Origin of the sequence: Elioraea tepidiphila DSM 17972, from assembly GCF_000378465.1 — a bacterium.
Taxonomy (GTDB): Bacteria; Pseudomonadota; Alphaproteobacteria; order Acetobacterales; family Acetobacteraceae; genus Elioraea; species Elioraea tepidiphila.
Genome location: NZ_KB899946.1, coordinates 1 through 25,935, shown reverse-complemented (window position 1 = coordinate 25,935; position 25,935 = coordinate 1). Strand labels below are relative to the sequence as shown.

The window sequence follows — 25,935 nt, the reverse complement described above, 5'->3', positions numbered from 1 at the left end:
CTGCTGTTCCACCGCCGCCGCGATCGAGGCGGCGATGCCGCTGATCTTCTCGATCGTGCCGCCGATCGCCCGGATCGCCTCCACCACCCGGCCGGTCTCGCCCTGCACCGCGGCGATCTGGCCGCCGATCTCCTCGGTCGCCTTCGCCGTCTGCGAGGCGAGGTTCTTCACCTCCGAGGCGACCACCGCGAAGCCCTTGCCCGCCTCGCCGGCGCGCGCCGCCTCGATCGTCGCGTTCAGCGCCAGCAGGTTGGTCTGGCCGGCGATGTCGTTGATCAGACGCACCACCTCGCCGATCCGGTGCGCGCTCGCGGCCAGCGACTCGACGGTGCTGTTCGTGCGGGTCGCCTCCGACACCGCCTCCGAGGCGATGCGCGTGCTCTCCGCGACCTGGCGGCTGATCTCGGCGATCGAGGCGGCAAGTTCCTCGGCGGCCGAGGCGACGGTCTGCACGTTCGCACTCGCCTGCTCCGCCGCCGCAGCCACCGCCGTCGCCTGCCGCGAGGTCTCCTCCGCTCCCGCAGCCATCCCGGTCGCCGTCGCCTCAAGCTCCGTCGCAGCAGCCGCCACACCCTTCACCACCGCGCTGGACTCGGCCTCGAAGCGCGCGGTCGTCTCCTCGATCACCTTGGCGCGTGCCGCCTTCGCCTCGGCCTCGCGCAGCTGTGCGGCCTGCAGCTCGCGCGCCTTGATCAGGTTGTCGCGGAACACAGCCATGGTGGCGGCAATATCGCCGACCTCGTCACGGCGGCCCTCACCGTAGATCGGGCTCTCGGTGTCGCCGTCCGACAACCCGCGCAGCCGCCTGACGGAAAGCTCGATCGGGCGGGCGATGCCGCGCGCGCCGATCAGCCAGACGAGCAGGGCGGAGACGACGAGCGCGATCGCGACCACGGCGAGGACCATCAGCCGCTGCGCGGCCGCACCCGCCTCCGCGTCCGCCTGCGCGCGTGCCTGAGCCGCCTGGGCGGCGGCCTCGAGCTCATCCGTCAGCTTGTCCAGCGTCAGGAAATCCTGAAGGCTCGCGTACACTATCCGGTTGGCCTCGGCGTCCTGCCGCTCGGCCGCGGCCAGGGTGCGCGCCACACCCGCCATGTAGCGCTCCGCCGCCGGCGCGAGCTCCGCGAGCATTCCCTGCCGCTCGGCGCCCGCGTGCGCCCCGATGGCCTCCGCCCCCATGCGGAAGCGCGCATGGAATTGCGAGATCTCCGACCGGATCGCGCCGATCTCTGCGGTACGGTCGGTCGCCGCCCGAAATTCCAGCCGGCGGATATGGGCGAAGCTCGCGTTGATGCGCGCGGCGTGGGCCGCCGCGTCGCCCTCTTTTTCCACCCGAACGAGGTCGTCGATCAATCGATCGATCCCGCGCAGCGCCATGCCGCCAAGCGTGAGCATGGCGAGGCCGAGAGCGGCGGCGAGGATGCCGAACTTGGCGGTGATCCGCAGCGAGGCGATGGCGGAGATCATGCGATTGGCTCCTAGCTCGGGGAGCGACGATGATCGTTTCCCATGTTTAAGGAACGGTTGCCTTAGTAGGCGAGGCCTCGACCGATCCGGCCCGGCCGGAACGCCGGCTCAAGGAGAGACGAGACGCAGGCGCCCGGGTCGCCGGGCTGCCGGCACGGGCGCGGTCGCCACGCGGCGGAGGAACGCGATCGCCTCGTCCACCGGCAGCGGCGGCGCGAGCAGGTAGCCCTGGATCGCGTCGCAGCCCTCGGCCCGCAGGGCCGCCCGCTGCTCTTCTGTCTCGACCCCTTCGGCCAGCGTCTCGAGCCCCAGATCGCGCCCGAGGCGGATGACGGCGCGGGCGATCGGGCCGAGGCCTGCGCCGCTGACGTCGCGCAGGAAGGAGCGGTCGATCTTGAGGCGCTGCACCGGGAAGCGCGGCAGGTGCGCCAGCGATGCATAGCCCGTGCCGAAATCGTCGAGCGCGAGCCGGAACCCGGCGGCGCGCAGCCGTTTCAGAACCGTCTCGATGCGCTCGCCCGCGCGGTCGAGCAGCACGGTCTCGGTCACCTCGAACTCGATCTCGCTGGGGGACAGGTCATGCGCCACCAGCAGGCCGAAGGTCTCCTCCAGGAAGGCGCCGGCGAGCAGTTGGGCTGTCGAGACGTTGATCGCGACCACGCCCGGCGCCAAGCCGGCATCGTGCATCCGCCGCTGTGCGGCTAAGGCAGCGCGCATCACCGCCTGGCCGAGCGGGATCGCGAGACCCATCTCGTCGGCGAGCGGGACGAACTCGGCGGGGGGGATCGGCGTGCCGCCATCGGACCAGCGCGCGAGCACCTCAAAACCGAGGTGCCGGCCGTCGGCTGCGGCGGCCTGCGGCTGCAGGCAGATGGCGATCCGCTCCTCGGCCAGGGCGCAGCGCAACCGTTCGCCGAGCGCGGCGCGGCGACCCAGGTCGGCGCCGAGCTTCGGCTCGAAGAGCACTGTAGCGTCGGTTCCGCGGCGCTTCGCCTCCCTGAGCGCGAGATCGGCGGCGCGCAGCAGCGCCGCGATATCCTCGGCATCCTGCGGCCAAAGCGCCGCGCCGATGCGGATTCCCGGCCGCAGGCTGAGACCGCGGAGATCCAGCCGGGCCGCGACCGCGCTGCGGACCCGGGCGATCGCCTTCAACAGATCGCGCCGGCCGCCGAGGCCGGGCAGCAGAACGGCGAACTCGTCGCCGCCGAGCCGTGCCGCGAGCTCCCGGCCGCCGAGGCACGCCCGGAGCCGGACCGCGATCTCGCGCAGCAGCGCATCCCCGACCATGTGGCCGTGGGCGTCGTTCACGGCCTTGAACTGGTCGAGATCGATGAGCAGAAGGCCGATCGCGTGGCCGTCCGCCGTGGCGATCGCCCGCTCGAGCCGCGCGAGCAGGCAGCGGCGATTGGGCAGGCCGGTCAGCGGATCGGTCTCGGCGCGCCGCTGCGCCTCCGCCTCCGCCTGCTTGAGGCGCGTGATGTCGGAGCGCAGACAGACCAGCATGCCCGAGGGCGAACGGCGCTCGAGCGCCTGCAGCCAGCGCCCGTCGGGCAGCGGGATCTCGCGGGCGGGACCGGCCGCGCGCAGCCGTGCCGCGAGATCCGCCGTCCAGCGCGCGACCGTCTCCTCGGGCGCGTCGGCGGCGATCTCGGCGGCGTACTGCCCGGCGGCGACCCCCTTGCGCAGCACGGTCTCGATCGTGTCGCCCTCGCGGAGCAGCGGCGCGAGGCGCGGAAACAGTTCGTGGTAAGCTTGGTTGACGAAGCGCAGCCGCTCGTCCGGCCCGTACACGATCACCCCCGAGGGCAGGGTGTCGAGCATCTCGCCGATCGCCCGCTCGGCCGCCTCGCGCCGGGCGATCTCGGCCCGCATCCCTTCCTCGGCGCAGCGGCGCGCGGTGATGTCGGTCTCGATCGCGACGAAGCCGGTCAGGCGGCCCGCCGCGTCCGTGAGCGGCGTCGTCTCGATGCTGATCCAGTACGGCCCGCCCGCGCGCGTGTAGTTGACGATCTCCACGGCGAAGCCCCTGCCGGCGCGGATCGCCGCCCGCATCCGGGCGACGGTCGCGGGATCGGTGCCGGGCCCCTGCAGTACCGAGCCGGGGCTCCGCCCGGCCAGTTCCGCCAGCCCGTAGCCGGTCAGCCGCTCGAAGGCGGGATTGACCCAGACCGTCAGGCCGGCCGCATCGGTGATGATCGCGGCGTTGGTCATCTGCCGCACCACCAGCGCAAGACGCGCATGGTCGAGCGCGGCCGCCTCGGCCTCGGTCACGTCCTCGAAGGTGCCGACCAGGCGCACGACGCGGCCGCCCTGCCGCACCGCCATGCCGCGCGCCCGCACGGTCAGCCGCCGTCCCCGCGCCGTCACGAACGGCAGGCGCAGGTCCCAGGGCGTGCCGTCGGCGATGGCCGCCTCGATGGCCCGCCGCAGCGCGGACCGCGCTTCCCCCGCATAGAACGCGATCGCGCTCTCCAGCGTCGGCGTGAAGGCATCGTCCACCTCGTGGATCGCCCGTGTGCGCGGGCACCACGCCACGCTCGATGTCCGCAGATCGACGCGCCACGCACCAAGCCCGCTGCACGCGAACATTTCTCTCAGGTCCCGATGGCTGGGGGACCAGGCAAGCTCGCCGGTCATGTGGTCGCCGGCCGGACTCGCGCGGTGGGACAGTGGCCGGTGCGTCGGGAATGTGTCCGGGTCGGCTCTGGCATCATTCGAGCATCCACCGGACTTATTGCGCCGACGTTAAGCGTGGCCGGTTCGGCGAGCGCCCGGCCTCGGTTGGCTATGCCCCCTGGTCGAGCGCCGCGCGCAGGCGCATCGCCCCCTCGCCGGGGGGAATGAGCCCCTCGCGCAGGAACAGGTCGATCAGCACCAGATTGACGTTGAACTTGAAGGCGTCCGTGTCGCGCACCGCGGCGAACACCCGGGCGATCGGCCAGAGCTCGAACCGCTCCACCTCGTCATCGCCCGGGCGCGGCACGAAGTCCTCCGGCAGGACGAGGTCGAACACGTGCAGCGTGTCCCGGCGGATGCCCCGCGCCTGGCGCGGTTCGTTCCAGGCCATCACGTAGCCGATCCGCCCCGCCGGCCGCGCGGTGGCGGCGCGTTCGGGCGGAATGCCCGCCTCCTCGGCGGCTTCCTTCACGAGCGTCTCCAGCGGGGTCAGTCCGGCCGGGATACCGCCGGCGACGACGTTGTCGAGCTTGCCCGGCGCGATCGACTTGTCGCGCGCGCGCACGCCGATCCAGAGATGCAGCCCGTCGGCGCGGCGGACCAGCCCGTTCACGTGCACCCCTTCGGCGCGCACGCCGAAGGCAGGCACCGCGGCGCGGTCGAGCGTGGCAAGGCTGAGCCCGCCGGGCTCGGCGCGGATGTCATAGCGTTCGGACCGGAGCCGGGGGATCAGCCCGGCCGTGACAAGCCCTTCGCAGACCCGCGCCAGCGCATCCGACCGCGCGCCGGGGCTGCGCAGACGCCCGGCCATCGCCACCCCGTCGGCGTCGAAATGAAACACCGCCGGCCAGTAGGTGAGGGCGCGCACGAGGTCGGGCGCGAGCCAGCCGACCGGCCGCCCTTCGATCCGGAACGGCTCGAACCCGGCGGGCGAGAGGATGTCGTTGCAGGCGGCGACGTGGCGGAAGAAGGGCGCGAGGTCCATGGCGGGCGGGTAGCACGGGGCGCGCGGGCCGGCGATGGCAGGGATGCCGGCCAGGGGGCTTTGATCCGGGCCCTCCGGCACGACATGCTTGGGGCGAACGGAGCGCCAGTCACGTGACCCACGCCAAGCCCGCCCAGGGGCGGTCGCATCTCGCGACCCTGAAGACGCTGCTGCCCTATCTGTGGCCCGCCGACGACCCCACGCTGAAGCTCCGGGTGGTCGCCGCGCTGACCTTCCTGGCGCTGGCCAAGGTCGCGACCGTGGCGGTGCCGGTGGTGCTGGCCCGTGCGGTCGATGCGCTCGCCCCGCGCGACGGGCTGATCGCGGTGCCGATCGCGCTGGTGCTCGGCTACGGACTCCTGCGTCTTGCCGCCTCAGGATTCCAGGAGCTGCGCGATGCCGTGTTCGCGCGCGTCGCCCAGGCGGCGATCCGCACGGTCGGGCTGAAGACCTTCCGCCACCTGCACGCCCTTTCCTTGCGCTTCCACCTCGATCGCCAGACCGGCGGGCTGTCGCGCATGGTCGAGCGCGGCACGCGCGGCATCGAGACGGTGCTGCGGTTCGCCCTGTTCAGCACCCTGCCGACGCTGGTGGAGATCGGGCTCGCGACGGTCGTGATCTGGATCGCACTGGGTTGGGAATTCGCCGCGATCGTGTTCGCCACGCTGGCGCTCTACGTCACGTTCACGCTGGTGTTCACCGAGTGGCGCGTGAAGTTCCGCCGCGCGATGAACGAGACCGACCAGGAGGCCTCGACCAAGGCGGTCGATTCGCTCCTGAACTACGAGACGGTGAAGTACTTCAACAACGAGGCGCACGAGGCGAAGCGCTACGAGGCAGCGCTGCGCGCCTATGAGCGCGCGGCGGTCAAGAGCCAGGTCACGCTCAACATGCTGAACCTCGGCCAGGCGGGAATCATCGCGCTCGGGCTCACCGCGGTGATGCTTCTCGCCGCCTATGGCGCGGCGGCGGGCACCATGACGGTCGGCCAGTTCGTGATGGCCAACACCTTCCTGATCCAGCTCTACGTGCCGCTCAACTTCCTCGGCTTCGCCTATCGCGAGATCAAGCAGGGGCTCGTGGACATGGAGGCGATGTTCCGCCTGCTGGCCGAGAGCCGCGAGATCGCCGATGCGCCGGACGCGAAGCCGCTGGTCGTCGCCGAGGGCGAGGTGCGGTTCGAGGACGTGCACTTCGCCTACCGCCCCGATCGTGGCATCCTGCACGGGGTGAGCTTCACCGTGCCGCCGGGCGCGACGGTGGCGATCGTCGGCTCCTCGGGCGCGGGCAAGTCGACCATCTCGCGGCTGCTGTTCCGCTTCTACGACGTGAACGCGGGCCGCATCACGATCGACGGCCAGGACATCCGCGCGGTGACCCAGGAAAGCCTACGCCGAGCCCTCGGCATCGTCCCGCAGGATACCGTGCTGTTCAACGACACGATCCGCTATAATATCCGTTACGGCCGGCCCGACGCGACGGATGCGGAGGTGGAACAGGCCGCCCGCCTCGCGCGCATCCACGACTTCATCGTCTCGACGCCGGACGGGTACGAGACGCGCGTGGGCGAGCGCGGGCTCAAGCTCTCGGGCGGCGAGAAGCAGCGCGTGGCGATCGCGCGCACGATCCTGAAGAACCCGCCGATCCTCGTGTTCGACGAGGCGACCAGCGCGCTCGACACGCGCACCGAGCGCGAGATCCAGGCGAACCTGAAGGAGCTCGCGCGCGACCGCACCACGCTGGTGATCGCGCACCGGCTCTCGACCGTGATGGACGCGGACGAGATCCTGGTGCTGGACCACGGCCGGGTGGTCGAGCGCGGCACGCACGCGGCCCTGCTCGCCAAGGACGGACATTACGCCGAGATGTGGCGCCGCCAGGCCGAGCTCGCGGAGGCGGAAGCCGAGGCCGAGGCCGCGCGCGAAGCCGAGGCGGCCGCCGACTGACCGCTAAGGCACCAGCACCAGCGCGCCGGTCACCCGCCCCTCGCGCAGCCGCGCCAGCGCCTCGTTCGCCCGATCGAGCGGCAGCGTCTCGACCTCGGTGCGCACCGGGACCTGTGGGGCAAGGGCGAGGAACTCCTCCCCGTCGCGGCGCGTCAGATTGGCGACCGAGCGCACCACCCGCTCCTGCCAGAGAATCTCATAGGGAAAGCCCGGGATCTCGCTCATGTGGATGCCGGCGCAGACCACCACCCCACCGCGATCGACCGCGCGCAGCGCGGCCGGCACCAGCGCGCCCACAGGGGCGAACAGGATGGCCGCGTCGAGAGGCTCGGGCGGGGCCTCGTCCGACCCGCCCGCCCACTCCGCGCCGAGCGCGCGGGCGAAATCCTGCGCCGCAGCGTCGCCGCGCCGGGTGAAGGCGAAGACGCGCCGCCCCTCGTGGCGCGCGACCTGCGCGACGATGTGCGCGGCCGCGCCGAAGCCGTACAGGCCGAGCCGGCGCGCCTCGCCCGCCATGCGCAGCGCGCGATGGCCGATCAGCCCGGCGCAGAGCAGCGGTGCCGCCTCCACGTCCGAATACGAGTCCGGGATCGGGAAGCAGAACCGCGCATCCGCCACCACATGCTCGGCATAGCCGCCGTCGATCTGATAGCCGGTGAAGCGGGCCGCCTCGCAGAGATTCTCGCGCCCCGAGCGGCAGAACCGACAGGCGCCGCAGGTGAAGCCCAGCCAGGGCACGCCCACCCGGTCGCCCTCGCGGAACCCCGCGACCCCTGGCCCGAGCGCCTCGACCCGGCCGACGATCTCGTGGCCGGGGATGATCTCCGGCTTGGGGTCGGGCAGCTCGCCATCGACGACGTGCAGGTCGGTGCGGCAGACCGCGCAGGCGGCGACGCGCAGCCGGAGCTGCCCGGGTCCGGGTTCGGGAACCGGCAGGCAGCGCAGCGCCAGGGGGCGTCCCGCACGCTCCAGAACCATCGCGCGCATGATGGCCATGATCTCCCTCCGCGCCGCAGGATAGCCCGGCAGGGGTTTCCCTGCCGCCCCCGGTTCCCCATGTCAGCCGCTGGCAGAGATGGAGAGCGCGCATGCAGGCCGACCCGATGGGCGAGGCGCCGCAGGATCTGAGCCATGCCGGCTCGGTGGTGGACAAGGCGATCGAGTACATGATGGAGCAGAAGATCGGGCCCCTCTCGGCGGCCTCCGCCCTGCTTGGCGGCGCGATCGGGCTGCTCTCGCGCCAGATGAGCGACGAGGCGATCGTCCAGGTGCTCCAGAACGCGATCGCGAGCGTGCGGGCGGGCGAACTCCACGAGCCCGAACCGCCGCAGGGGTGAGCCCCGCCCGCGCGGCTTGACCGGCCGGGGGGGGGCGGCGTATAGGCTCGCTCTCGATCGGGCGCCTGACGGGCGCCCGAAGGTCTTTCGCGAGCCGAGGAGTACGGGTGATGGCGCGTCGCTGCAGCGTCACCGGCAAGGGCGTGCTGACGGGCAACAATGTCAGCCACGCCAACAACAAGACCCGCCGGCGCTTCCTGCCCAATCTGCAGGAGACGTCGCTGATGAGCGACGTGCTGGGCACGACCGTCCGGCTGCGGCTGACCACGCGCGGGATCAAGACCATCGAGCACAATGGCGGGCTCGATGCCTGGCTGCTGAACACGCCCGACCGCAGGCTCACCGACGAGGCTAAGACACTGAAGCGTCGGATCGCCCGCGCGGCGGAGAAGAAGTCGGCGGCCTGATCGCCGGCCGGCGCGCGGCGCTGGCCTCAGCCGAACTCCAGCGTCACGCTCTGCGGCCGGGGGTCGGACGGGTCGCGCATCCGACCCGATGCCCGGCGGTCGATCTGCGGCTCGAACGCGTCGTACTCGATCCGCGCCTTGCGGAACGGCCCCCAGTAGATCGCGGGGGCGAGCAGGATGTGGTCGAGCAGCAGCGGCCGGCCCCTGATCCCGTCGATGTACTCGTCGAACCGCGCGGTCCGGTTGCGGTCCCCGAGCTCACGGTCGATGAAGGCGTGGCGCAGCATCCGGCGCGGGTTGAACGGGTAGCCCGACACCACCGCGACCACGTCGTCGATCAGAGAGTGCTCCTCGATGGAGTGCACCCCCGGTCCGTCATCGAGATCACCCACCACGACGATGCGGGCCTCCGCGTCGTCCGCCAGGCGCTCGTCGAGCGCCATGCACGCGCATCAGCTCGCGGGATGCGCCGGCGGTCGCGCACGGCCCGGGCGATGAACTGCGGGCGCGTGGCCCCGTTGTCGCAGAGCGCGCGCCACCAACCGGCATCGTGTCATTCCGTGAAGACCATGAAGATCCGTCAGGCGGCGTCGTAGCGGAACAGCAGCAGCAGCGTCCGTTGCAGCGCGAAGAAGTTGTCGTCGGAGATCAGGACCACATGCAGTCCCTCCTCCGCCGGCGCGACGGCGATGCCCTCGAAATTGTCGGCAAGCAGCGGCGGCTCCAGGCGCGCGATCTCCACCCCCGTCAGCACCGGCGCGGCAAGCGAGGCGGCCTCCAGCCGCACGATCCGGCTCGCGAAGCCGGAAAGCCAGGCGAACCGCCGTTCCAGCACCAGCACGCCGCCATCCGGCAGCGCAGCCGCGCCGACCGGCACGAAGTGCTCGCCGATGTGCCAGTCGCGCCGCTGCCAGGCGCGGCCGTCGGGCGGGCCGAGCCAGGCGGCGACGGTGTCGGGCGCGCTGCCCGCGAGCCGCTCGGCGATCGCCAGCACCTGCCCGTCGGCCAGCACGGTCAGCGCCTCGATGCCGCCGTTGCGCGGCGCCGCGGCAAGTCCCGGCGGCGCGGGCACCGGGCGGCCCGGCCGGTCGAGTCCGTCGTGGCGCATGATCCGGTGCTGGCGCTCGAAGGCGATCAGGAACCGCCCGTCGGGCAGGCGGGCGAGCGCCTCGGCGTCGCCCCAGGCGCCTCGGCCGAGCGGACGGCCCCGGCTGCCGAGCAGGGGAAACAGCCGGGGCTCGGCAAGCCCCGCCGGTGCGCCCGCATGATCCAGCACCAGCCGCGCGGTGAGCCCCGCGCCGCGATCGCTGACCGCGTGCAGGGTCAGGTCCGCGTCCAGCACCAGCCCGGAGAAGCCACCGAAGTCGGGATGGTCGGCACGGAGGTCGAGCGCGCCCATGAAGCGCAGCGGGCCCAGACGGTCGGGCGCCTCATCGGTCTCGGAGAGCGGCAGGCGTCGGGCGCGAACGGCGATCGGCGCGGCTTCGGCGGCCGGCGCCAGCAGGGCGGCGAGGCCGCCGGCGACAACGAAGCGGCGGGAGAGGCTCAGGCGACCAGGGCGGCGCGCTCGGCCGCGGCGCGATGCCACGCCTCGGCCGCGTCCTCCTCGAACAGCTCGGCGAGCTTCTTCATCATGGTCCCGCCCAGCTCCTCGGCATCGACGATCGTGACCGCGCGGCGGTAGTAGCGCGTGACGTCATGGCCGATGCCGATCGCGGTGACCTCGATCAGCCGCTCGCGATCGACCCGGCGGATCACGTCGCGCAGGTGGCGCTCGAGGTAGTTGCCGGGATTGACGCTCAGCGTGGAGTCATCGACCGGCGCGCCGTCCGAGATCACCATGAGGATCTTGCGGTGCTCGGGCCGGGCGAGCAGGCGGCGATACGCCCATTCCAGCGCCTCGCCGTCGATGTTCTCCTTCAGCAGCCCCTCGCGCAGCATCAGGCCGAGATTCTTGCGCGCCCGTCGCCACGGCGCATCCGCCGCCTTGTAGACGATGTGACGCAGGTCGTTGAGCCGGCCGGGATTGCGGCGCTTGCCCTCCTGCACCCAGCGCTCGCGGCTCTGCCCGCCCTTCCAGGCGCGCGTGGTGAAGCCGAGGATCTCCACCTTGACACCGCAGCGCTCCAGCGTGCGGGCGAGGATGTCGGCGCTCATCGCCGCGACCGTGATCGGCCGGCCGCGCATCGAGCCCGAGTTGTCGATCAGCAGCGTGACGATCGTGTCGCGGAACTGGGTGTCGCGCTCGCGCTTGTAGGAGAGCGAGTGCATCGGATTGGCGACGATGCGCGCGAGCCGCGAGGCATCGAGCAGCCCCTCCTCGAGGTCGAACTCCCAGGAGCGCGACTGCTGCGCGAGCAGCCGGCGCTGCAACCGGTTGGCGAGCTTGGAGACCACGCCCTGGAGGTGCTGGAGCTGCTGGTCGAGCTGGCCGCGCAGCCGCGCGAGCTCGTCGGCGTCGCAGAGATCCGCCGCATCCACCTCCTCGTCGAATTGGCGGGTGAAGGGCTCGTAGCGGATCACGTTCGGGTCGAGCGGCTGGTCGCGCCGCGCCTGCGGCCCGGCGGGGCGGTCATCGCCATCGGCGGCCGCCCCCTCCTCCTCCTGCTGCTCGGCGGCGTCCATGGCCTCGGCCTGGCCGTCGGCCTCCTCCTCGCGCGCGCCGGGCATGGACTCCGCCTCGGCCGCGCTGCCCGCGCTCTCCTGCTCGTCGCTCTCGCCGCCCTCCTGCTCGCCCTCCTCGTCCTGCTCGGACTCGGCCTCGGCTTCGGCCTCCTCCTCGGCAAGATCGAGGCTCGCGAGCAGGCGGCGGCAGGCGCGCGCGAAGGCGTCCTGGTCGTCGGCCGAACGGGCGAGCGTGTCGAGGGCGGCATCGACCTTGCCGGCCAGATGCGGCCGCCAGGCATCGAGGATGGCGCGCGCGGCCTCGGGCGGGGCGTCGCCGGTCAGGCGTTCGCGCGCGAGCAGTTCGATCGCCTTGGCGAGCGGCAGCTGTTCGCGCCGGACCATGCGGTCATAGCCCTCGGCCTCGCACTCCTCGGCGAGCCGCGCGCGCAGATTGGCCGCGACGCCGGGCATCTGCCGCGCCCCCACCGCCTCGACGCGCGCCTGTTCCAGCAGGTCGTAGATCTCGCGCGCCTCGCGCCGGGAGGGCGCGCGCTTCGCGTGCACCGCGTCATCGTGCAGGGCGAGGCGGAGCGCCATCGCGTCCGCGGCACCGCGCAGCCGCGTCATCTCGGCCGGCGGCAGCGCGCGCGAGGGCACGGGCAGGCGCGCTCGCTTGCCCGCGACCCCGGGCGGCCCCGGGGCGAAGGCCACGTCCACATCGCCGCGATGCGCGATCGAGCGCAGCACGCCGGCGGTGGCGCGGCGGAACTCCTCCGACCGGGCGGTCTCGCGCGTCATCGCGCCTCAGGCGGCGCGGCGCGGCGCGAGACCGGTCGGCAGCTCCTCGTTGAAGCAGCGCTGGTAATACTCGGCGACCGTCGCGCGCTCGGCCTCGTCGCACTTGTTCAGGAAGGTCACCCGGAAGGCGAAGGCCGTGTCGCCGAAGATCTTGGCGTTCTCGGCCCAGGTGATGACGGTGCGGGGCGACATCACGGTGGAGATGTCGCCGTTGATGAAGCCCGCGCGGGTGAGGTCGGCGAGCGCCACCATCGCCGCGATGCGCTTCCTCGCCGCCGCGTCCGAGGGATCGATGCCGAGCTTCGCGGCGACGATGTCGGTCTCCTGCTCGTGCGGCAGGTAGTTCAGGGTCGCGACGATGTTCCAGCGGTCCATCTGGCCCTGATTGATCTGCTGCGTGCCGTGATAGAGCCCCGTGGTGTCGCCGAGCCCCACCGTGTTGGCGGTGGAGAACAGCCGGAAGGCCGGGTGCGGGCGGATCACCCGGTTCTGGTCGAGCAGCGTCAGCTTGCCCTCGACCTCGAGCACGCGCTGGATCACGAACATCACGTCCGGGCGGCCGGCGTCGTACTCGTCGAACACCAGCGCGCAGGGGTGCTGGAGCGCCCAGGGCAGGATGCCCTCGCGGAACTCGGTCACCTGCTTGCCGTCGCGCAGCACGATCGCGTCCTTGCCGATCAGGTCGATGCGGCTGATGTGGCTGTCGAGATTGACGCGGATGCAGGGCCAGTTGAGGCGCGCGGCGACCTGCTCGATATGCGTGGACTTGCCGGTGCCGTGATAGCCCTGGATCATCACGCGGCGGTTGAAGGCGAAGCCGGCGAGGATGGCGAGGGTGGTCTCGCGGTCGAAGCGGTACGCCTCGTCGATGTCGGGCACGTGCTCGGTGCGCACGCTGAAGGCCGGCACCTCCATGTCCGACGGGAAGCCGAAGGTCTGATCCACGCGGACACGCGTATCGGGAAGATCGATCGCCGAGGTGGGCCTCGCGTCGGCCAATTGCGTCACCTTGTTCATGTTGTCGTCCGGTCTTTCCGTTGAATGGGAATGTTACCCCCCCGCGCTGCGCTTGCGAAGGGCGGGGCGCGAAGCCCCGGGGCGCGCGCGGCTCAGGCCTCGCGCGCGGCGAGGCCGCGCACCAGCGCCGAATAGGCCGCGTTGATGGCCTTGAAGCGCTCCTCCGCCGCCTTGTCGCCGCCATGCGCGTCGGGATGGTGCAGCTTCACCAGCGCCTTGTAGCGGATCTTCACGTCCTCGCGCGTCACGGGCCAGGCGAGGCCGAGCGCGCCAAGCGGGCCCCGCAGCTCCACCGGCGCCTCGTTCGGGCGCGGATCGGGCCGGCGGCGATGCCGGCCGAGCAGGCCGAGCGGATCGCGCAGCGCCTCCTCGGAGAGGCCGAGGCTGCCGAGCGGCCAGGACGGGCGCTGCCAGGTCGTGTCGCGGCGCATCTCGCGTTCGATCTCGCCCGGGCTCATGCCCTTGTAGTAGTCCCAGGACCGGTTGTACTCGCGCACATGGTCCAGGCAGAACCACCAGTAGTCGTTCAGCGTCCGTGGCGACTTGGGCGCGCGATAGGCGCCGAGCCCGGCGCAGCCGGGCTGCTCGCAGCCGCGCCCCGCCGCCTGGGCCTCGGCCTCGGCGTGCGCGCTGTAGCGACGGGCGCGGACTGTGCCATTGCGCATCGTTCGGTTATGGCGACGCGGCAGGGGCCGCGCAAGCGAAGGGATGGAGAGACCCAGGCATGACGGCGACGCGCGCCGAGCGCATCCGCGCGACCCTGGAGCGTCAGTTCGCGCCGGTCGCGGTGCAGGTGGTGGACGAGAGCGGGCGGCATGTCGGTCACGCCGGCAACCCGGACGGGCGCGGCGAGACGCACTACGCCGTGACCCTGGTCTCGTCGGCCTTCGCCGGCATGGGGCGGCTTGCGCGGTCGCGCGCGGTGCATGCGGCGCTGGCGGAGGAGTTCGCGACCGGTCTGCACGCGCTCAGCCTCAGGCTGTTGAGCCCCGAGGAGGCGCAACCGCGTGGCGGGCCAGGAGCATGATGCCCCTCAACCCCATTTTAAATTTTGAGGCGCATGGTGCCGCTCCACGGAGGGTCGGTTCATGCCGCGAAGCACACTCGTCAACCGCAACATCGTCGCCGAGCGCGGCCGCACCAGCATGCGGCTCGAGCCCGAGCTGTGGGACGCGCTGGCGGAGATCTGCCGGCGCGAGCGAACCTCGCCGAGCGAGCTGTGCCGGCGGCTGGAGCGGTCCGGCCTGCCGGGCGGACGCACCTCGGCGATGCGCGTCTTCATCGTCCAGTACTTCCGCGCCGCCGCGACCGAGGAGGGTCATGCCGGGGCCGGCCACGGCAAGGTCGTGTCCCAGCACATGGGCAATGGCCATGCCCCGCTCGAGGCGCGACCGGCGCTCGCGGCCTTCGGCGCCGACTGAGGCGAAGCCGCCGGGTCAGGCGCGCGAGCGCGCCCTGGCCGCACCGTCCACCGGCTGATCGGTGCCTGCGTCGCCGGCACGGCCGCGCGTCGAGAATTGCGGCCAGCGCCGGGCGACGATCTCGCCATCCGCCGCATAGGCGTGGCAGGTGTTGAGCAGGGCCGGCGGCTTCGCCGGATCGACCGGCCTCTTGCGCCGCAGCACCACCGTGGTCTGGAACGCGACCGTCGCCATCGGGCCGAGGAGCTCGACCAGGTGCGTGCACCCTTTCACCCCGCCGACCCGCTCCTTCGCCGCGCGCAGCCAGCCCGGGCCGATCTTCAGCCCGGCGAGCGAAGCGAAGTTCGGCGTGATCGCCGGGCAGACCGTGTAGGGGCCGTATTCGGTATCCGCCTCGCAGGCGACGATGCGCATGTCCTCGTCGATGGTCAGGCGCATCAGCATACCGTGCAGCGGCTCGCCTGGCTTCACCTCGCCCCGATCCTCGTTCGAGAAGGCGTAGGTCTTGGTGTCGGTCAGCCGCGCCTCGATGTCGAACAGCCCGTCCTCGCGCCGGAACCCCTCCAGCACGATGGTGCGGTCGTGCAGCTTGTCGCGCTTGGCGGGCTGGCTCAGGGGCATGGCGTCGTCTCCGGCATGGTGCGGCGCGGCACGACCCGATATGGCACCCCGGATGGCCGACGACCAGTTCGGGCCCCGCAAGCCTCAGTCCCGCAGCCCGAGCCGGTCGAGCAGTCCGTCGAGCTCGCGCGACCAGCGCCGCTTGTGGGCGCGGTGGATGTCGAGCGCGGTCTCGGCATCGCCGCGGCGGATCGCCTCAACCACCGCGGCGTGGTTGGCGTTGGAGTAGACCGGTGGCTCGCGCAGCCTTGTGGTCAGCAGCCGGACGCGGTGGGCCCGGTCGAGGAACAGGCGCGCGGTCTCGGCCAGATGGCGGTTGCCGGCGAGTTCCACCAGCAGGCAGTGGAAGCGGTAATCGGCCTCGGACCAGGCGTCGTGGTCGCGCGCGGCGAGCGCCGCATCCATCGCCGCGATCGCGGCGTCCAGTTGGGCCATGACCTCCGGCCCGGGCCGGGAAGCGGCCAGCCGCGAGGCCGCCTCGGCCTCCAGGCAGGCGAGCACCTCGTTGATCTCGCGCACATCGCGGGCGGAGAGGGGCTTGACCTGCATGCCGCGCGGCGGCGTCGCCTCGACCAGGCCCTCGCCTTCCAGGCGCAGCAGCGCCTCGCGCACAGGGGTGCGCGAGATGCCGAGGGTCAGCGCCACCTCGGCCTCGATCAGCTTGGTGCCAGGGGTGAGTTCGTTGCGGATGATGCGGCGGCGCAGGTCCGCATAGGCGCGCTCCACCAGCCCACGCCGATCCTGCGGCTCAGTCGCATGGGCAAGCGCTCTATTCTGCATACCGTTTAGACTCCCGCACTAGCCCGCTCGGGGGCATTTTCGCGACTTTTGGCGATTCTCACCGCTTGCACGACGCTCCCATGCCGATTATCGTGCCCAAACTGTATACACAAGTGCTCAACAAAGAACACGCCCTCGGGAGGGACACCATGACCGGACCCCGCAGGCTCGCCCTGCTCGCTCTCGGCCTCGCCGGCTTGGCCGTCGCGATGCCGCTCGCCCCGGCGGACGCCCAGGCGCCAATCCGCTTCACCATCGGCTCGGGCAACTCCCCGCGCGACCTTTCCAGCCAGGCCATGATCCGCTGGGCCGAGGCGATGCAGCGCGAGTCGAACGGCGCGCTCGCCGGCAACTTCGTCGGCGGCGGCGCGTTGGGCGGTGACCGCCAGCTGCTCCAGCAGCTCAAGGGCAACGAGATCCAGCTCCACGTCTCCGGCCCCACGGTGGTCCACCACCTCGCCCAGCAGTACCAGTGCCTGGAGGCCGAGTTCGTGTTCCGCGACGAGGCGCACGGGTTCCGGGTCTGGACCGGCGCGCTCGGGCGCGAGCTGAACGGGGTGCTGGAGCGCGATCACGGCGTGCGCATCGTCGCGGTCGGCCGGCGCGGCGCGCGCCACCTGACCTCCTCCCGGCCCGTGCGCAGCCCCGACGATCTCAGGGGCATGAAGGTGCGCGTCACCAACCCGCTGCGCGCGCAGGTGTTCCAGGCCATGGGCGCGCTGCCCGGCACGCTGCCGATCGACGAGCTCTACGGCGCGCTGCGCGCCGGCGTGTTCGATGCGCAGGAGAACCCGATCAGCACGATCTGGGGCAACAAGTACTACGAGGTCCAGAAGGCCGTGAACCTGACCGGCCATGTCTGGTCCTTCACCGTCGTGACGGCCAATGCGGGGTTCGTGAAGGGGCTCTCGCCCGCGCACAAGGCGATCTTCGACCGCACGCTCAGCGAAACCATGGCCTGGCTCGCCGAGGCGACCGCGAACGAGGAGGACAACCTGCTGAAGCGCATGCAGGCCGAGCGCGGCATCGAGATCGTCCGCCCCGATGTCGCCGCGTTCCAGCGCATCGCGCAGCCGATCGTTGCGCGCTTCGCCGCCGAGCGCTGCCGGCCCGGCATCCTCGACGACATCGCCAAGGCGGCCGAATGAGGCCTCTCCTGCGCGCGGCGGAGCGGATGGTCGAGACGATCGGCCTCGTCTGCTTCGCCGCGATGCTGCTCGCCACCGTTGCCCAGGTGCTGTTCCGCTATGTCCTGGAGTGGCCCGTGCTGTGGACCGAGGAGGCGGCGCGCGTGCTGTTCCTGCTCGCGATGATGTGCGGGTTCGTGATCGCGCAGCGCCGCGGCGAGCATATCGTGGTCGACTTCCTGCGCGCTCGCCTGCCGCCCCGACCCGCCGCCGCGGTCGGCGCGCTGTTCGATCTCGTCGTGCTCGCCTTCCTGCTGCTCCTGCTGCGCGGGGCCGTGCGCATGGTCGAGCTCACCTGGGGCTCGGCCTTCATCACCATCCCCTGGTTCACCTCGGCGCATCTGCATCTGGCGCAGATCGCCTGTCTCGCCGCCCTCGCGCTGCTGGTCGCGGGCAGTCTCGTGCGTCACTGCGCGACCCTCGCGCGCCCCGTGCCGACGCGCTGACCCGTGGGCGTCTTCGGCCTCCTCACCCTGGCGCTGGTCGGGCTGATCGTCATCGGCTTCCCGGTCGGGTTCGCCGCCGGGGTGATCAGCGCGTTCGGGCTCGCCGAGGTCCATGGCAGCCTCGCCGATCCGCGCGTCGCCTCGGCGCTCGCGCGCACCATGCTGGACCGGATCGACGGGTTCCTGCTGCTCTCCGTGCCGTTCTTCCTGCTCGCCGGGCGGCTGATGAACGGGGCGGGCATCACGGTGCGGCTGTTCGACTTCGTCTCTGCCGTCACGCGCCCCCTGCGCGGCGGACTCGCGCACGCCAATGTGCTCGCGTCGGTGCTGTTCGCCGGCATGTCGGGCAGCGCGACCGCGGATGCCATGGGGCTCGGCACGATCGAGCTCAAGGCGATGGCGCATGCGGGCTACCGGCGCGACTTCGCGGTCGGCATCACCGGCGCCTCGTCGCTGCTGTCACCGATCATCCCGCCCTCGATCGCGCTGGTCGCCTACGCCGTGGTGGCCGAGCAGTCGGTGGGCGCGATGTTCCTCGCCGCGATCGTTCCGGGCATACTGCTAGCGCTCGGCTACATGCTCTACGTCGCCTGGCGGCTCCGCTTCGAGACCGACGTGCCGCCGGCCGGTCGGTTCGATCCCTGCGAGGTCTGGCGCAGCTTCCGCGGCGCCGTGCTGCCGATCCTGATGCCGGCGATCATCGTCGGCGGGATCAATCTCGGCATCTTCACGCCGACCGAGGCGGCCGCGGTGGCCGTGTTCTACGCCGGCGCGATCGGCGTGATCGTGTTCCGCGAGCTCTCGCTCGCGCAGCTCATCGCCGATCTGCGCGGGGCGATGATCGACAGCGCGGCGATCATGCTGATCATCGCCTTCACCTCGGCTTTCGGCCAGGTGCTGATCCGCGCGCAACTGCCAGACCAGCTCGCCGCGCTCGCCACCACGCTCACGAGCGATCCCACCCTCTTCCTGCTGCTGATGATCCTGCTCTGGCTGGTGGTCGGCTGCTTCATGGCGCAGACGCCGGCGATCCTGATCCTGACGCCGATCCTGCTGCCGGTCGCCGAGCAATACGCGATCGACCCGATCCATTTCGGCATGGTGATGGCGCTCACCCTCACTCTCGGCCTGCTGACCCCGCCCGTGGGCATGGTGCTCTACGCGCTGGTGAAGGTCTCGGGCGTGCCGTTCGAGCGCCTGGTGGTCATTTCGTTCCCCTATGTCGTCATCACCGCCCTCGTCTCCGTGATGCTGGTGCTGGTGCCGGACCTCGTGCTTGCCCTGCCGCGCCTCGCGCGCTGAAGAAGGATCGACGCTTGGATATCCTCGTTCTCCCCGGCGACGGGATCGGACCCGAGATCACCGAGGCCACGCTCGCCGTGCTGCGTGCGGCCGATCGGCGCTTCGGCCTCGATCTCCGGTTCGAGACCCGGGAGATCGGCTTCGCGGCCTATCGCGCGCACGGCACCACCCTGCCCGACGCGGTGCTGGAGCGCGCCCGCCGCGCGGACGGGATCATCCTCGGCCCGATCTCGCACATGGACTACCCGCCGCGCGACCAGGGCGGGGTGAATGTCTCGGCCGCGATCCGGGTGAAGCTCGATCTCTACGCCAATGTCCGGCCCGCGCGCTCGCGCCCCGGCATCGGCCGCGCCGCCGCGCCGATGGATCTCGTGATCATGCGCGAGGCGACCGAGGGGTTCTATCCCGACCGCAACATGTATCGCGGCTCGGGCGAGTTCATGCCCGTGCCCGGGGTCGCGATCTCGATGCGCAAGATCACCGCCTTCGCCTGCGAGCGGATCGCGCGCCGCGCCTTTGCGCTCGCCCGGCGCCGGCGCAGGAAGGTCACCGCCGTGCACAAGGCGAACAACTTCATCCTCTCCGACGGGCTGTTCCTCGACGAGGTGCGCAAGGTCGCGCGCGACTACCCCGAGGTCGCGCTCGACGAGGTGATCATCGATGCCTGCGCGGCGCTGCTGGTGCGCGACCCCGCGCGGTTCGACGTGATCGTCGCCACCAACTTCCACGCCGACATCCTGTCCGATCTGGCCTCGGAACTCTCGGGCAGCCTCGGCCTCGCCGGTGCCATCAACGCGGGCGATACGCTCTGCGCGGCGCAGGCGCAGCACGGCTCCGCGCCCGATATCGCCGGGCAGGACCGCGCCAACCCGACCTCGCTGATCCTGTCGGCGGCGATGCTGCTGTTCTGGCTCGCCGAGACGCGCGGCCTGCCGTCGTATGCCGCGGCCGCCGGCGCGATCGAGGCGGCGGTGGATGCGACGCTCGCCGACCCCGCGACACGCACCGCCGATCTCGGCGGCACCCTCGGCACGCAGGCGTTTGCGCGCGCGGTGGTCGTCGCGCTCGGCGGCTGATCAGACCGCACCCTCCTCGGCGAGGAAGGCGCGCAGCTCGTCCTCGGCGACGTCGCGGCTGACGAAGGCCTGGCCGATCCCGCGCACCAGGATGAAGGTGAGCGCGCCGGTCTCGGCCTTCTTGTCCTTGCGCATGTGGCCGATCAGCCGCTCGGCCGGCCAGCGCCGGTTGGTCTCGCGGAGCGAGGCGGCCATGCCCGAGGCGGCAAGATGCGCGCTGACCCGCTCCGCATCCTCCGTCTCGCAGAGCCCGAGCCGGGCGGAGAAGCGGAACGCCAGGGCCATGCCGATCCCGACCGCCTCGCCGTGCAGCAGGGTGCGGCCGTCATAGCCGGCCTCGGCCTCCAGTGCGTGCGCAAAGGTGTGGCCCAGGTTCAGCAGCGCGCGCCCGCCCTCTTCCTTCTCCTCGCGCTCGTCGCCCTCGACCACGCGCGCCTTGGCGAGACAGGCCCGCCGCACCGCCTCGGCCTGGAGCGCGGCGTCACCGCCCAGCAGCGCCGCGCCGTGCGCCTCGCACCAGGCGAAGAACTCCGGATCGTCGATCAGCCCGTACTTCACCACCTCGGCATAGCCGGCCCGCAGTTCGCGCGGCGGCAGGGTGGCGAGGGTGGCGGTGTCGCAGATCACCAGGCGCGGCTGGTGGAACGCGCCGACCAGGTTCTTGCCCTGGGCGGTGTTGATGCCGGTCTTGCCGCCGACCGAGGAGTCCACTTGCGCGAGCAGCGTGGTCGGCACCTGGATGAACGGCAGGCCGCGCAGCGCGATCGCCGCGGCGAAGCCGGCGAGATCGCCGACCACCCCGCCGCCGAGCGCGAACACGGTGGTCTTGCGATCGATCCCGCCGCCGAGCATGCGCTCGAGCACCTCGGTCAGCATCGGGAAGCCCTTCGAGCCCTCGCCGGGCGGCACCAGGATCGTCCGCCCCTCGATGCCGACCGCGCCGAGTGCGGCCTCGAAACGCGCGCCGTGCAGCGTGTGCACTGCCTGATCGGCGATCACCACCGCGCGCCGCCGCGGCATCACCGGCACCGCGAGCGCGCCGGCCCGATCGAGCAGCCCCGGGGCGATCGCGATGCGGTAGGAGCGCGGGCCGAGCCGGACCGTGACGCCGAGGGCAGGCCGGTGGCTCAGCATCGCGTTCAGCACCCGTGTGGTGGTCTGCTCGGGCGGTTCGTCGCGGCAGGCGACGATCACGTCGGCCTCGGCGTAGAACGGGTCACGCTTGGCGGCCAGCTCGGCCAGGATCGCCGCCGGGTCGCCCTTCGCGAGCAGCGGCCGGTCCGACCGGTGCGACACCCGGCGCACCAGCACCGGCAGATCGACCTTCATCCAGACCGACAGCGCCTTCTCGCGGATCGCCGCGCGCGTCTCGGGATCGACGAAGGCCCCGCCGCCGGTCGCCAGCACCACCGGCGGGCCGGCGAGCAGCCGCGCGATCACCTTGCGCTCGCCGGCGCGGAAGGCGGGCTCGCCGAAGCGGGCGAAGATCTCGGCCACCGACATCCCGGCAGCCACCTCGATCTCGTGGTCGGCATCGACGAAGGGCAGGCCGAGCCGGGCTGCCAGCCGCCGGCCGATCGAGGTCTTGCCCGCCCCCATCAGACCGACCAGCACGATCGGCCGTCCGCCCCACGGCAGAGGCCGGGTTTCGTCCGGAAGGGCAGGGCCGCTAGACTGGGGGGCCAGCGACTCGGGTGAGACCTGCGCTTGAGTCATGGGATCGGCGCCACGCTAGCACGCTGCTCCGGTCGCGCCAGCGTCCGCCGGCCGCCTGATCCGACGGAGACCCGGTTTTGCGTTTCGCGACGATCCTCATCCTCGCCCTGCTCGCGATCGCCGCCGGCGGCGCGGTGTGGATCGGCCTTTTCCCGCCCGAGCCGCGCCAGCAGGCGGTCGAGCGCGTGCTGCCGGCCGAACGCTTCGCCCCGCGCTGAGCGCCGTGCACCGCCGCATCGAGGCGTTCCTCGAGATGATGGCCGCCGAGCGCGGCGCCGCGCGCAATACGCTGCTCGCCTATGCGGCCGACCTCGCGGACTTCGCGGCGTTCTGCGCCGCGGCGGGGGTCGCGCCGGACCGGGCCGAGACCGGGACGCTGCGCGCCTATCTCGGCCGGCTGTACGCGCAGGGGTTGTCCGCGCGCACGGCGGCGCGGCGGCTCTCGGCCCTGCGCCAGTTCCACCGCTTCCTGCTCCAGGAGGGCGTGCGCGCGGACGACCCGACCGTCACGCTGGAGGTCGGCCGCCCCGCGCGGCGGCTGCCCAAGGTGCTGACCGAGGAGGAGGTGGTGCGGCTGCTCGATGCGGCGCGGCGTCTGCCCGGCCGCGAGGGGCTGCGCGCGACCGCGCTGCTCGAACTGCTCTACGCCACGGGTCTGCGCATCTCCGAGCTGATCGCGTTGCCGCGGGCGGCGTTCCGGCCCGGCACCGAGGCGCTCGTGGTGCGCGGCAAGGGGGCCAAGGACCGGCTGGTGCCGGTGGGCGCGCCGGCGCGCGCGGCGGTCGAGGCTTGGCTCGCCGCGGAGGACGCGGCGCGTGGCCCGAAGCCGCCGACGCGCTTCCTGTTCCCCTCGCGCGCCGCGGGCGGGCATCTGACGCGCCAGCGTCTCGCCCAGATCCTCAAGGATGTTGCGCTCGCGGCCGGCATCGACCCCGTGCGGGTCAGCCCGCACGTGCTGCGCCACGCCTTCGCCACGCATCTGCTCGCGCACGGTGCCGATCTGCGCAGCCTCCAGGCCATGCTCGGCCACGCCGACATCGCGACAACCGAGATCTACACCCATGTCGCGCCGGGGCGGCTGGAGCAGGTGGTTGCGGCGCATCATCCGCTGGCGCGCCCCGGTCGGCGCCGACCAGCCGGAGGTGGGGGCCCGGCTTGACTTCCGGGGCCGCGGCCGGTTCCTTCGCGGCCCCTGCATCCCGCGCCGGACAGTCCCATGCATCCCTACCGCACCCATACCTGCGGCGCGCTGCGCGCCGAGCATGCCGGCCAGACCGCGCGCCTCTCGGGCTGGGTGCACCGCAAGCGCGACCATGGCGGCCTCCTGTTCATCGACCTGCGCGACCATTACGGCCTGACCCAGGTGGTGATCGATGCGGGCTCGCCGCTGCTCGCGGAAGCCGAGCGGGTGCGGCCCGAGAGCGTGATCACCGTCACCGGCACGGTGGTGCGCCGCACGCCGGACACGGTGAACCAGAAGCTGCCCACGGGCGAGATCGAGCTGCGCGCCGCCGAGCTCACCGTGCAGTCCGCCGCCGAGGTGCTGCCGATCCAGGTCGCGGGCGATGCCGAGTTCCCTGAGGAACTCAGGCTGCGTTACCGCTTCATCGATCTCCGGCGTGAGCGCGTGCACCGCAACATCGTCCTGCGCAGCCAGGTAATCGCCTCGATCCGCAGGCGCATGATCGAGGCGGGCTTCATCGAGTTCCAGACGCCGATCCTGACCGCCTCCAGCCCCGAAGGCGCGCGCGACTTCCTCGTCCCCTCGCGGCTGCATCCGGGCAAGTTCTACGCCCTGCCGCAGGCGCCGCAGCAGTTCAAGCAGCTCTGCATGGTCGCGGGGTTCGACCGCTATTTCCAGATCGCGCCCTGCTTCCGCGACGAGGCCTCGCGCGCGGACCGCTCCCCGGGCGAGTTCTACCAGCTCGATTTCGAGATGAGCTACGTCACCCAGGAGGACGTGTTCGCGACCATCGAGCCCGTCCTCGCCGGCGTGTTCGAGGAGTTCGCCGCCGGGCGGACGGTGACGCCGCCGCCCTTCCCGCGCATTCCGTATGATCAGGCGATGCTGGAGTTCGGCTCGGACAAGCCGGACCTGCGCAATCCGTTGCGGATCAAGGACGTGACGGAGGCGTTCCGGGGCGGCGGGTTCGGGCTGTTCGCGCGCGCGATCGCGGCGGGGGCGGTGGTGCGGGCGATCCCGGCGCCGGGCGCGGCCGGGAAGCCGCGCAGCTTCTTCGACAAGCTGAACGAGTGGGCACGCAGCGAAGGCGCGGGCGGGCTCGGCTACATCGCCTTCGAGGGGGGCGAGGCCAAGGGACCGATCGCGAAGAACCTCGAACCCGCGCGATCCGCCGCGATCAAGGCCGCCTTCGACCTGACCGACGGCGATGCGGTGTTCTTCGCCTGCGACAAGCCGGCCGCGGCGGCGTCCTTCGCCGGCAAGGTGCGCACCCGCATCGCGACCGAGCTCGACCTGATCGAGGTCGATTCGTTCCGCTTCTGCTGGATCACCGACTTCCCGATGTACGAGCGCAACGAGGACACCGGCGCGATCGAGTTCAGCCACAACCCGTTCTCGATGCCGCAGGGCGGGCTCGAGGCGCTGAACACGATGGACCCGCTCGCGATCAAGGCGTTCCAGTACGACATCGTCTGCAATGGCGTGGAGCTGTCCTCCGGCGCGATCCGCAACCATCGTCCGGACATCATGATCCGCGCCTTCGAGATCGCGGGCTACCCGCAGGAGGAGGTCGAGGCGCGGTTCGGCGGCATGCTGAACGCGTTCCGCTACGGCGCGCCGCCGCATGGCGGTTCGGCGCCGGGGATCGATCGGATCGTCATGCTGCTCGCGGACGAGCCGAACATCCGCGAGGTGATCCTGTTCCCGATGAACCAGCAGGCCGAGGACCTGATGATGGGCGCCCCCGCGCCGGTGCCGCCGGAGCGGCTGAAGGAGCTCTACATCCGGCTCGACCTGCCGCCGGTGAAGAAGGGCTGATCAGGCCGCGTCGGAGGCGCGCGCGGCGGTGCCGGCCCGCGCGAGCAGCGCCTCGGCCTCCTCGCCGCCGGTGAAGGTGGTGATGCCGACCGAGACCGCGACCGGCAGGACGAAATCGTTCCAGGTGAGCCGGCGGCCGCGCACCTCGGTGCTGATGCGCGAGGCGATCGCGAGCGCCTGATCGGCGGCGACCCGACCGAGCAGCACGGCGAAGCAGCCACCCTCGATCCGGCCGACCGCATCGATGCCGCGCACCACCTGCGCGATCGCCTCGCCCGCCACGCGCAGCGCCGCCTCGCCGGCGGCGGGGCCGAAGCGTTCGCCGATCACGCCATAGGCTTGGAGGTCGCAGAAGATCACCGCGCCGATCTCGCCGTTGCGTCGGGCCGCCTCCAGCCGTTCGGCAAGCCTGCGCGTCAGGCCCTGCCGGTTGCAGAGCCCGGTCAGCGCATCGGTCTCCTCGCTGGTCGGCTTGCCCACCGGCTCGCTCCACCATGTCTCGGGCGCGCCGGGGTCGGGCCACGGTCGCGGACCACGGGCGGCGACGCGGTCGATGGGCGGAGCGAGGGTGTCGAGCGGCATGTGGCACCTGTCGGAGTGCCGCCTGGCTTCCACCCTTGGACGCGTCGCGAAACCCGTCATGCGACCATAGGTAGTAGAGCCAAGGCGGTCAAATGGACCGTGGGGGTTAAGGTTTCGTGACCGTAGGGCAGCAAACGGCGTGCCACCCGCCATGGGGAGCGAGGGCCCCGCGCAAGGCCGGCCCGGCACGATGCACCCGGCAGGGACTGCCGCACGCGCGCTTGTCAGACCCGGCAGACTTGGACTTGTCCCGGCGCCTCCCCTAGAGCCTGATCCATTTACGCTGAAGCATAGCCTGCGTGCCGGAAGTAGTTGGCGCATTCGGTGGGTGAGAACTCGCCGAGCAGGGCGCCGATGCGGTGCCATACGGTGGCGATGGATCGCTCGTCGGCCTTTCGCAGCAGGGTCTTGAGCTTGGCGAACATCATCTCGATCGGGTTCAGGTCCGGGCTGTAGGGCGGCAGGGACAGCAGGTGGGCGCCGGTGGCGCGGATGGCGCGGCGGACGGCGACGCCCTTGTGACTGCCGAGATTGTCGAGCACGACGACGTCGCCCGGCTTGAG

The 25,935-nt window shown here is 71.9% G+C and carries 26 protein-coding genes; 12 read left to right on the top strand and 14 right to left on the bottom strand.

All coding sequences use genetic code 11. The features are described 5' to 3' along the window. From F563_RS23495 to F563_RS0120005, 3 genes are all read right to left on the bottom strand, one after another. Positions 1–1,467, bottom strand: a 1,467-nt coding sequence (locus F563_RS23495; protein ID WP_019016472.1) for a methyl-accepting chemotaxis protein, incomplete at its 3' end; no start/stop codon positions are given. A 108-nt stretch (positions 1,468–1,575) separates the two neighbouring features. Beyond that, a complete protein-coding gene (locus F563_RS0120010) occupies positions 1,576–4,056 on the bottom strand; it encodes a sensor domain-containing protein (RefSeq protein ID WP_019016471.1) in 2,481 nt (826 codons plus the stop codon). A gap of 196 nt (positions 4,057–4,252) precedes the next feature. Continuing rightward, positions 4,253–5,128 carry an NUDIX hydrolase gene (locus tag F563_RS0120005; RefSeq protein WP_019016470.1) on the bottom strand — a complete coding sequence of 292 codons (876 nt, stop codon included), beginning with the start codon at positions 5,126–5,128 and terminating at the stop codon, positions 4,253–4,255. Positions 5,129–5,241: 113 nt separating this feature from the next. Between F563_RS0120005 and F563_RS0120000 the strand changes: the two genes are divergently transcribed. Then, positions 5,242–7,074, top strand: a complete 1,833-nt coding sequence (locus F563_RS0120000; protein WP_019016469.1) for an ABCB family ABC transporter ATP-binding protein/permease — start codon at positions 5,242–5,244, stop codon at positions 7,072–7,074. 3 nt (positions 7,075–7,077) lie between these two features. On the opposite strand, the gene F563_RS0119995 is transcribed toward F563_RS0120000, so the two are convergent. Next, the gene (locus tag F563_RS0119995) at positions 7,078–8,061 is read right to left on the bottom strand and encodes a zinc-dependent alcohol dehydrogenase family protein (protein ID WP_026299747.1); all 984 of its coding nucleotides are present in this window, start codon (positions 8,059–8,061) and stop codon (positions 7,078–7,080) included. 101 nt (positions 8,062–8,162) lie between these two features. Here F563_RS0119995 and F563_RS0119990 point away from each other — a divergent pair, with 101 nt between their 5' ends. Together F563_RS0119990 and rpmB are read left to right on the top strand one after the other, a co-directional pair. Continuing rightward, positions 8,163–8,411: a hypothetical protein gene (locus F563_RS0119990; protein ID WP_019016467.1), complete on the top strand. Its 249-nt coding sequence runs from the start codon at positions 8,163–8,165 to the stop codon at positions 8,409–8,411. 110 nt (positions 8,412–8,521) lie between these two features. Next, on the top strand, positions 8,522–8,818 hold the full coding sequence (gene rpmB / locus F563_RS0119985) for a 50S ribosomal protein L28 (protein ID WP_019016466.1): 297 nt from the start codon (positions 8,522–8,524) through the stop codon (positions 8,816–8,818). Positions 8,819–8,844: 26 nt separating this feature from the next. Here rpmB and F563_RS0119980 read toward each other — a convergent pair whose 3' ends face one another. The 5 genes from F563_RS0119980 to F563_RS0119960 all read right to left on the bottom strand — a co-directional run bounded on the left by F563_RS0119980 (position 8,845) and on the right by F563_RS0119960 (position 13,905). Then, positions 8,845–9,261 (bottom strand): hypothetical protein, encoded by a 417-nt coding sequence (locus F563_RS0119980; RefSeq protein ID WP_019016465.1) that lies wholly within the window; start codon positions 9,259–9,261, stop codon positions 8,845–8,847. Between the two features lie 137 nt (positions 9,262–9,398). Further along, positions 9,399–10,406 carry an esterase-like activity of phytase family protein gene (locus F563_RS0119975; protein WP_019016464.1) on the bottom strand — a complete coding sequence of 336 codons (1,008 nt, stop codon included), beginning with the start codon at positions 10,404–10,406 and terminating at the stop codon, positions 9,399–9,401. Further along, on the bottom strand, positions 10,364–12,223 hold the full coding sequence (gene cobT, locus F563_RS0119970) for a cobaltochelatase subunit CobT (protein ID WP_019016463.1): 1,860 nt from the start codon (positions 12,221–12,223) through the stop codon (positions 10,364–10,366). The genes F563_RS0119975 and cobT overlap by 43 nt, the downstream gene beginning before the upstream one ends. Before the next feature lie 6 nt (positions 12,224–12,229). Further along, a complete protein-coding gene (cobS, locus tag F563_RS0119965) occupies positions 12,230–13,240 on the bottom strand; it encodes a cobaltochelatase subunit CobS (RefSeq protein ID WP_019016462.1) in 1,011 nt (336 codons plus the stop codon). A gap of 92 nt (positions 13,241–13,332) precedes the next feature. Then, positions 13,333–13,905 carry a J domain-containing protein gene (locus tag F563_RS0119960; RefSeq protein WP_019016461.1) on the bottom strand — a complete coding sequence of 191 codons (573 nt, stop codon included), beginning with the start codon at positions 13,903–13,905 and terminating at the stop codon, positions 13,333–13,335. 59 nt (positions 13,906–13,964) lie between these two features. Here F563_RS0119960 and F563_RS0119955 point away from each other — a divergent pair, with 59 nt between their 5' ends. Next, positions 13,965–14,267: a BolA family protein gene (locus tag F563_RS0119955; RefSeq protein WP_019016460.1), complete on the top strand. Its 303-nt coding sequence runs from the start codon at positions 13,965–13,967 to the stop codon at positions 14,265–14,267. A 61-nt stretch (positions 14,268–14,328) separates the two neighbouring features. Beyond that, positions 14,329–14,661 carry a ribbon-helix-helix domain-containing protein gene (locus F563_RS23490; protein ID WP_019016459.1) on the top strand — a complete coding sequence of 111 codons (333 nt, stop codon included), beginning with the start codon at positions 14,329–14,331 and terminating at the stop codon, positions 14,659–14,661. 15 nt (positions 14,662–14,676) lie between these two features. Here the strand turns inward: F563_RS23490 and F563_RS0119945 are convergent, their stop codons facing one another. Together F563_RS0119945 and F563_RS0119940 are read right to left on the bottom strand one after the other, a co-directional pair. After that, positions 14,677–15,282 (bottom strand): DUF2889 domain-containing protein, encoded by a 606-nt coding sequence (locus tag F563_RS0119945; protein WP_019016458.1) that lies wholly within the window; start codon positions 15,280–15,282, stop codon positions 14,677–14,679. Between the two features lie 84 nt (positions 15,283–15,366). Continuing rightward, positions 15,367–16,062 (bottom strand): GntR family transcriptional regulator, encoded by a 696-nt coding sequence (locus tag F563_RS0119940; RefSeq protein WP_026299745.1) that lies wholly within the window; start codon positions 16,060–16,062, stop codon positions 15,367–15,369. A gap of 149 nt (positions 16,063–16,211) precedes the next feature. On the opposite strand from F563_RS0119940, the gene F563_RS23485 reads away from it, so the two are divergent. Genes F563_RS23485 through F563_RS0119920 form a run of 4 tightly spaced genes read left to right on the top strand, consistent with a single transcriptional unit; the run spans position 16,212 to position 20,073 of the window. Then, complete coding sequence (locus tag F563_RS23485; protein WP_019016456.1) at positions 16,212–17,210, top strand: TRAP transporter substrate-binding protein; 999 nt, start codon at positions 16,212–16,214, stop codon at positions 17,208–17,210. Continuing rightward, positions 17,207–17,695, top strand: coding sequence for a TRAP transporter small permease (locus F563_RS24175; RefSeq protein ID WP_084596719.1), 489 nt, complete (start codon positions 17,207–17,209; stop codon positions 17,693–17,695). Before F563_RS23485 ends, F563_RS24175 begins: the two co-directional genes overlap by 4 nt. Before the next feature lie 3 nt (positions 17,696–17,698). Further along, the gene (locus F563_RS0119925) at positions 17,699–18,997 is read left to right on the top strand and encodes a TRAP transporter large permease (RefSeq protein ID WP_019016454.1); all 1,299 of its coding nucleotides are present in this window, start codon (positions 17,699–17,701) and stop codon (positions 18,995–18,997) included. Positions 18,998–19,011: 14 nt separating this feature from the next. Then, a complete protein-coding gene (locus F563_RS0119920) occupies positions 19,012–20,073 on the top strand; it encodes an isocitrate/isopropylmalate dehydrogenase family protein (protein ID WP_019016453.1) in 1,062 nt (353 codons plus the stop codon). Here the strand turns inward: F563_RS0119920 and aroB are convergent, their stop codons facing one another. Next, positions 20,074–21,789 (bottom strand): 3-dehydroquinate synthase, encoded by a 1,716-nt coding sequence (aroB, locus tag F563_RS0119915; protein WP_084596717.1) that lies wholly within the window; start codon positions 21,787–21,789, stop codon positions 20,074–20,076. A gap of 77 nt (positions 21,790–21,866) precedes the next feature. Between aroB and F563_RS25265 the strand changes: the two genes are divergently transcribed. Genes F563_RS25265 through aspS form a run of 3 tightly spaced genes read left to right on the top strand, consistent with a single transcriptional unit; the run spans position 21,867 to position 24,790 of the window. Beyond that, complete coding sequence (locus F563_RS25265; protein WP_019016451.1) at positions 21,867–22,007, top strand: hypothetical protein; 141 nt, start codon at positions 21,867–21,869, stop codon at positions 22,005–22,007. Between the two features lie 5 nt (positions 22,008–22,012). Beyond that, complete coding sequence (locus F563_RS0119905) at positions 22,013–22,948, top strand: tyrosine recombinase (protein WP_019016450.1); 936 nt, start codon at positions 22,013–22,015, stop codon at positions 22,946–22,948. A 57-nt stretch (positions 22,949–23,005) separates the two neighbouring features. Then, positions 23,006–24,790 carry an aspartate--tRNA ligase gene (gene aspS, locus F563_RS0119900; protein ID WP_019016449.1) on the top strand — a complete coding sequence of 595 codons (1,785 nt, stop codon included), beginning with the start codon at positions 23,006–23,008 and terminating at the stop codon, positions 24,788–24,790. On the opposite strand, the gene F563_RS25185 is transcribed toward aspS, so the two are convergent. Then, the gene (locus F563_RS25185) at positions 24,791–25,372 is read right to left on the bottom strand and encodes a GGDEF domain-containing protein (RefSeq protein ID WP_019016448.1); all 582 of its coding nucleotides are present in this window, start codon (positions 25,370–25,372) and stop codon (positions 24,791–24,793) included. It lies immediately after the preceding gene. A 278-nt stretch (positions 25,373–25,650) separates the two neighbouring features. Beyond that, the coding region (locus tag F563_RS0119890) for a transposase (protein ID WP_019016447.1) at positions 25,651–25,935 on the bottom strand (285 nt) is incomplete at its 5' end.